The organism is Psychrobacter sp. Ps4, assembly GCF_022129285.1.
GTDB lineage: Bacteria > Pseudomonadota > Gammaproteobacteria > Pseudomonadales > Moraxellaceae > Psychrobacter > Psychrobacter immobilis_A.
This window is the reverse complement of the sequence record NZ_JADQAK010000032.1, coordinates 1-7,020: the sequence shown is the minus strand read 5'-3', so window position 1 is coordinate 7,020 and position 7,020 is coordinate 1. Positions and strand designations below refer to the sequence as shown.

Annotated in this window: 5 protein-coding genes; all 5 read right to left on the bottom strand. The window is 43.4% G+C overall.

Features of this window, described 5'->3' with window-relative positions; translation table 11 throughout:
- Positions 1-16: 16 nt before the first annotated feature.
- The gene (locus I3252_RS13690) at positions 17-3,142 is read right to left on the bottom strand and encodes an efflux RND transporter permease subunit (RefSeq protein ID WP_238035611.1); all 3,126 of its coding nucleotides are present in this window, start codon (positions 3,140-3,142) and stop codon (positions 17-19) included.
- Complete coding sequence (locus I3252_RS13685) at positions 3,142-4,620, bottom strand: efflux RND transporter periplasmic adaptor subunit (RefSeq protein WP_238035610.1); 1,479 nt, start codon at positions 4,618-4,620, stop codon at positions 3,142-3,144. The genes I3252_RS13690 and I3252_RS13685 overlap by 1 nt, the downstream gene beginning before the upstream one ends.
- Before the next feature lie 8 nt (positions 4,621-4,628).
- Positions 4,629-5,906 carry a TolC family protein gene (locus I3252_RS13680; RefSeq protein WP_238035609.1) on the bottom strand — a complete coding sequence of 426 codons (1,278 nt, stop codon included), beginning with the start codon at positions 5,904-5,906 and terminating at the stop codon, positions 4,629-4,631.
- A gap of 137 nt (positions 5,907-6,043) precedes the next feature.
- Positions 6,044-6,322, bottom strand: coding sequence for a hypothetical protein (locus tag I3252_RS13675; protein ID WP_238035608.1), 279 nt, complete (start codon positions 6,320-6,322; stop codon positions 6,044-6,046).
- Positions 6,323-6,792: 470 nt separating this feature from the next.
- Positions 6,793-7,020 (bottom strand): EAL domain-containing protein (locus I3252_RS13670; RefSeq protein ID WP_238035607.1); only part of this gene is annotated, 228 nt, incomplete at its 5' end.

Genomic DNA, 7,020 nt, shown 5'->3' with positions numbered 1-7,020 from the left:
TAGCCATTAAATATGACTACTTCAGTTTGTAGCTTGTCTGTTTCCACAGTTTAAATAGAGCAGGGAGTACCACGAGTGTCAGTAATAATGCCGATGACATACCGCCAATCATTGGTGCGGCAATACGCTGCATAACTTCCGATCCCGTTCCGTGACCAAACATAATTGGAATTAAACCAATAATGACCGTTGCTACTGTCATCATGACTGGGCGTACTCGTAAGCCAGCACCTTCACTGATGGCTTTGGTGAGATCAGCCATGGTTAACGCTCTTTGCTCCTGTTTTGCTTGTTCTATCTGGCCATTCCACGCTTGATTAAGATAAACCAACATGATGACTCCAATTTCAACGGCAACCCCGGCCAGTGCGATAAAGCCAACTCCAACTGCGATAGAGAAGTTATAGCCCAAGATCTCCATTAACCAGAGACCACCAACCATAGCTAGAGGTAACGTGCCCATAATCAGTAGCACTTCCCCTACACGACGGAAGCTCATATAAAGCAACATCATAATGATGGCGATCGTGGCCGGAACAACTGTAGTTAGACGGGCTTTTGCTCGTTCCATATACTCATATTGACCTGACCAAGAAAGCGAGTAGCCAGCAGGCAGAACAAGTTCTTGTGCTACTTTTTGTTGCGCTTCATGAACATACGAGCCTAAATCACGACCATCGATATCCACAAAGACCCATCCGTTTGGTCGTGCATTTTCGGTTTTGATCATTGGAGGGCCATCTTCAAAGCGCAATGTAGCGACATCGGCCAAAGCAATACGAGCACCGCTTGGCGTCACCAGAGGTAAGCTCTTGAGTTTTTCTAAAGAGTCTCGATAGCTTTGAGGATAACGGACGTTAATTGGGTAACGCTCTAAGCCTTCAATGGTTTCACTAACATTCATACCACCAATGGCAGTAGTAATAACCTGTTGAATATCTTGAATGTTAAGCCCATAACGAGCCGCTTTTTGACGGTCGATATCCATGGTGATATAGCGCCCTCCAGCCACTCGCTCGGCATAAACTGAGGCGGTGCCTGGTACTGGTTTTAAAATGGTCTCCAATTGCTGACCGATCTTTTCAATCTGTTTGAGATCTGGGCCTGCAATTTTCACTCCGATAGGCGTTTTAATCCCTGTTGCTAACATATCGATACGAGTTTTGATCGGCATAACCCAAGCGTTGGTTAAACCTGGAAATTGCACCAATTGATCCAGTTCATGACGAAGTGAGGCTGTTGTCACACCCGGACGCCACTCATCTCTTGGTTTCAACTGAATAATGGTTTCAATCATGGTTAGGGGAGCGGGATCGGTGGCTGTTTCCGCTCGACCAATCTTGCCCCAAACTGTTTTCACCTCAGGGATAGTTTTGATTAACTTATCGGTCTGTTGCAAAATTTCACGGGCTTTACCAATGGAAATACCAGGGTAGGTGGTTGGCATATACATTAGGTCGCCTTCATCCAATGGTGGAATAAACTCGCTGCCCATATTGTGAATTGGGTAGTAAGCAGAAGCCATTAGAATACCCGCCGCCACCAATAAAGATTTAGGGTGACGTAGGCTGATATTGAGTAGTGGACGATATGCCGATACAACCGCTTTATTGATGGGGTTCTTATGTTCTGGTAACACTTTACCGCGAATAAAATAACCCATTAATACCGGAACCAAAGTAATGGCAAGACCGGCCGCTGATGCCATGGCATAGGTTTTTGTAAAGGCAAGGGGAGAGAACATTTTTCCTTCTTGACCTTCGAGAGCAAATACTGGAACAAAACTTAACGTAATAATTAATAGTGAGAAAAATAGCGGTGCACCTACTTCTTCAGCGGCTTTTCCAATAACTTGCCAACGGTTTTCATCAGTAAGTGGTGTTTTCTCGATGTGCTTATGGACATTCTCAATCATAACGATTGCGCCATCAACCATGGCACCAATTGCGATCGCAATACCACCTAGAGACATGATGTTGGCATTAATACCTTGCCAGTGCATCACGATAAAGGCCGATAAAATTCCGATTGGTAAGCTGATCATAACCACTAAAGATGAACGCAAATGGAATAAGAACAGCGCACAGACAACGGCAACAACAATGAACTCTTCCAGCAGTTTTTGATATAAGTTATCAACCGCATTGTCGATCAAGGTTGAACGGTCATAAGTAGGGACTATCTCCACGCCTTCAGGCAAGCTGCGTTGTAATGACGCCAGTTTCTCTTTTACATTGGCGATCACTTGCTGCGCATTTTCCCCAAAGCGCATTACAACCACACCACCAACCGCTTCTCCTTCGCCATTAAATTCTGAGATACCACGACGCATCTGTGGGCCAAGATTAATATCAGCGACATCTCCTAATAGCAGAGGAGTGCCTTTACTGGTGACACCAAGAGGGATATTTTTTAGATCAGCAATATTTTTAATGTAACCGGTCGCACGAACCATGTGTTCAGCTTCAGCCACTTCAACAACAGAGGCTCCTGCTTCTTGGTTGCCTGCTTTTATCGCTTTATTGATCTGCTGTAGGGTTAGGTTGTAAGCACGCAGTTTATTGGGATCAATTTGGATCTGATACTGTTTAACCATGCCGCCAACAGTGGCAATTTCAGAAACGCCATCAACCGTTTGTAGTTCGTATTTTAAGAACCAGTCTTGCAAACTGCGTAGCTCGCTCAGATCATGTTTGCCGCTACGATCGGTTAAGACATAGCTGTAAATCCAGCCCACACCTGTTGCATCTGGCCCCAATACAGGTTTGGCACTAGGCGGCAATTTCGGTGCAACTTGGCTAAGATATTCCAACACCCGTGAGCGAGCCCAATACATATCAGTATCATCGTTAAAAATGATATAAACGTAGGAGTCACCAAAGAAAGAGTAACCGCGTACCGTTTCAGCCCCAGGTACAGCAAGCATGGCGGTTGTTAATGGGTAGGTTACTTGATCTTCCACAACTTGCGGAGCTTGGCCTGGATAACTGGTTTTGATGATCACCTGAACATCCGATAGATCGGGTAGGGCATCAATAGGGGTTCGTTTAACACTGTAGATCCCAGCGGCAACCAAAAACACGGTTGCCATTAAGACCAAAAAGCGATTTTTTATCGACCACCGAATAATAGCTGGAATCATTAGTGACCTACCTTAGTCGCAGGGTCTGCCACTTGAATTGCAATAATCTCAAATTGCCCTTGAGGGGTTTTCTTTAGCTCAAAGCGAATGGCATCGTCAGCCTTTAGCGTACTGATATCAATGCCTTCTTTAACCATAAAATTCATGGTCATGGTTGGCCAATTCCACGCTTTTACTGGCTGGTGGTGTACCGTTAACATTCGATGGTTCGCCATGACTTTAGTGATAGTACCATCGACCCACGCAGTATCGGCTTTTGTGTCGGCTTGCTGATCTGCTTGACTAATACGACTGAGATCTGCGGTCTGACTCGATTCAGAATCGATCATAAACTGGGCTGATGTGACAATCTTATCATTGGCGGTGAGACCTGAAATGACCTCAATCATATCACCAGCTTCGCGTCCTGTTTCAATGCGAGTAGAACGATATTTACCGTCACCAAGGGCTAATACAACTCGATCCATGTTACCTGAACGGATCACCGCCTGATTTGGGATTTGTAGCACTTTATTTTTACTCTGTGGGATCAGTTCAACATTGGCAAACATGTTAGGTTTTAAGGCACCATCTTTATTTGGAAAGACCACTCGAATACGTAAAGTGCGCGTTTTAGGATCCAAAATAGGGTAGATGTAATCCACTTTGCCTTGCCACTGTGTTCCCGGTAGGCTGTCGATTTTCATATCGGCAGTTGTTCCCAATGTGATCCAGTGAGCTTGGCGCTCGAACACTTCTACATCAACCCAAACATCTTGTAATGATCCTGCGCTAATCACCGTTTGTGCTGGAGAAAGGTAGGCGCCTTGACGAACATTTAAGGTCGCAATAACGCCATTCGCGGGCGCTTTAATCGCAATTGTTTGAGATGCCGTACCGCGTTTAAGTAGTTGGTTGATTTGAGAATTATCTACTCCAAGTGATTTTAAACGTTCTTTTGCACCATTAATTAATACCGTTTTTCCCAAACGACGAGCATTAAGTAACTCTTCTTGAGCTCGAACTAATTCGGGAGAGTAGAGCGTAAACAGCACTTGTCCTTGTTTGACTTGTTCCCCAATGGCGTTGACATTCAGCTTCTTGATCCAGCCACTGACTCGGCTGTTGATTTGCCACAGTTGGCTTTCATCAAATGCTACATAACCCACCGTATCAATCTGTGGTGTTAGAGGGGCAGAAATCACCTTAGCTGTTTTCACCCCAAGATTATTTTCAACCACAGGTGAAATTTTAACTGTGCCGGCCAGTTCTTTGTCGCCATTGTCTTCTTCGTACACAGGGATCAAATCCATTCCCATCGGTGATTTGCCGGGTTTATCTCGTTTGTAATTGGGATCCATCGGTGCAACCCAGTAGAGCGGTTCTTTGTTTTTAGCTGATGGCTCAGTTGATGAATCACCGACCTGAGTTGCCGCAAAATAACCACCACCGGCACCAATCGCTAATGCTAATAAGCTGATACTAAATACGTTTTTCATAACATCCCTTAATATTTATTCAGTAAGTAAGCGAGATTGGTGTTCGCTAGTTGCAGGTCGGCATGGAGACGTTGTTGCTCCAATTGTAGGGTTAGCTCTTCACTGGCAGCGCGAATGTATTCATCCAGCTGGGTGGTATTGTTTTGATAGCCACGCTCAATGGCGCGAGTTTTCTCTTTGGCTTGGCGTAATAGCGTTGAGTTGTAACGCCCTAAACGTTCGGTGATATTTTGCCTGTCGATGAAAAGAGCCTGTGCTTGCGCATTCATTTGTTTGAGCATCAGATCTTTTTGTGATTGAGTTGCCCCAAGTTGTAATTTGGCTGCGGAGAGCTTTTTATCTTGACGTTTATCGGTAAATAGCGGCAGATCCATGGTAACGTAAGCACTAACAAGATCTGAGGCTGGATCACCATTCATCCCTTTTGCCTGACGATAACCGTACATAACCTCAACACCAAACTGAGGTTTATAAGCTTCGTTAGCAATATCGATTCCGGTTTCATTGCTTTTGATCAGAGCATCAATAGCTTTCACAGTTGGATGCTGTGCCAAGAGAGGATAAAAATTAGAATGTGATTGATTCAAACTTTGGCTCAGTTGCGCCCAATTTGGAACGTTTTGAGGTGATACGTTAGAGGCTTGATCGCCTAACCATTCACCCAGTTGAGCTCGAATTTTTTGCTGCATTTGGCTATTGGCTTGAATTTTTTCACCAATACGAGAGATCTGCAGTTGGGACTGAATAATATCTTGCGCCTGGTTAACCCCAACGCCGTAATTTGTGCTGAGGTATTTTTCTAACGAACGAAACAGCTGCTGGTTCTGTTTTAATAACTTTTGTGCCTGCTGTTGATAATGCAGTTCAACCCAAAGTGTTGTAATGGCTTTTTCGATATCAAGCTGGCGAATTTCGGCTTTTTCTCGAATACTAGAAGCTTGCTCAAAAGCTTGGCGTTCAAGCAGATCTAAAGTGTCACCTCGGCCAAATTGCTGCATCAATCCAACGGAAATATTGGTCATAGGATCATTATCAAATCCCATATTTTCAACTGGAAAGCCACCAACTCCCATTTTGAGTTTTGGATCCATCAATTGACCTTGAGCGATCCCCATCTCTTGCATCGCTTCGGCTTGATAATGAATTTGTTGACGGCCAGAGTCGTGCTCAACGGCCCAGTCGATCAACGATTGCAGCTGATCATTGGCAAAGCTTGGTGCTGAAAAAGAGGCAGCAACCATGAGTCCCAACAAGGACTTTGCTGATAAACGCGTATTTTTAAACATAACGTATCCACGATAGATAATTATCATCGCGATATGCGCAACATACTGTAATTATTGTTTTTTACTTTAAATACAGTCGATTACATTACAGTTTGACTATAATGAGTGCATATCGAGGTATATAAAAGAATCGTAGACTAGGCTATTGGGGGGCGATAAAGGTTTTCACAAGGTGAGACAGGTGTCTCAAAGTGATAAGTACTCAGTTGAGTCGTTGATGTTGGAGAAGAGAATGCATAATTAGCGGTTGGTAATACGCCAGTTACAATATGGCACTGGGTCATATCGTCACAACAATTGTCTGACTTGGATTGATGGGATAAGTGACGAGCACAATCAGCCATCATGGCGTGTGATTGGTCATGATGTTGTATCTGCTGCGTATGAGCTATGGGTGCGCGACTATTATCGTACATGGCATGTTGTCCTGAAGCAGACATAGCAAAAGCTGGCTTCGTTATCACAACCATGATAACCACCAGAACTAGCGCAATCCACTTATTAGACAGCAATGTGTTTGACGATAAAAAAGAGTTCACAAATAAGCATCCAGCTAATTAAACGTGTTAACTATAAAGCTTCCCCTTAGGGTAAGGTCAAGTCTGTTTTAATGAAAGAATAGCGATACTACTAATAGTAGTACAAAAATTCCGCCAATCAGTTTCATTAATAGACCTAAGTTATTTGAACCACCTTTTGGTGCTTGATTACAACATCCCATAATAGACCTCTGCTGTGAAATAAGGTTAAAGAAAGTCACTTGGATATAAATAGTAATTGAGCTTTAATTTGGTGCCAAGATATTGCTCAACCGCTCTAATGTTGCATTTTTTGCTATTGAGCTTCCCCCTACTGGAAGGGGTATAGCAACGAATAAGTTAACGTTTTATTCCACTACAACTGGCTGATAATTAACTTCAAGATCTGGTTGTTGGCAGATATAAGCGCGGTGATCAAACGAGTGTTGAAAAAGTAAAAAATCTTTAATAGCCATTGGTTTACTAAATAGATAGCCTTGTGAATAATCAATATTCAAGCCAAGTAATTTATTAAATTGAGTTTGAGTTTCAACCCCTTCAGCAACCATTTTACAATTTAGACCTTTACCTAAATA